This window comes from Liquorilactobacillus aquaticus DSM 21051 (assembly GCF_001436755.1).
In the GTDB taxonomy this organism is placed as follows: Bacteria; Bacillota; Bacilli; order Lactobacillales; family Lactobacillaceae; genus Liquorilactobacillus; species Liquorilactobacillus aquaticus.
This window is the reverse complement of record NZ_AYZD01000033.1, coordinates 333-701: the sequence shown is the minus strand read 5'-3', so window position 1 is coordinate 701 and position 369 is coordinate 333. Positions and strand designations below refer to the sequence as shown.

General features: G+C 42.0%; 1 protein-coding gene. It reads left to right on the top strand.

Annotated elements, in window-relative coordinates:
* On the top strand, window positions 1-369 hold a 369-nt coding region (locus FC19_RS11710; protein ID WP_201782329.1), incomplete at both ends, for a hypothetical protein.

Below are 369 nucleotides of genomic sequence, written 5' to 3'. Positions count from 1 at the left end.
TTGATGAAGTTGACGCACTGTTCGACAATGATCCGCTTGTGCTCAAACTTGATGAAGTTGAGGTACTATCTGATAACGAATCACTCGTACTCAAACTTGCAGAAGTCGAACCACTATTTGATAACGAGCTGCTTGTACTCAAGCTTCCTGAAGTTGAAGCACTATTTGATAACGAACCACTCGTGCTTAAGCTTGCAGAAGTCGAACCACTATTTGATAACGAGCCACTTGTGCTCAAGCTTGATGAAGTCGAGCTACTATCTGATAACGAGCCACTTGTGCTCAAGCTTCCAGAGATTGAACTACTATCTGATAACGAACCACTCGTACTCAAACTTGATGAAGTTGAACCACTATTTGATAACGAAC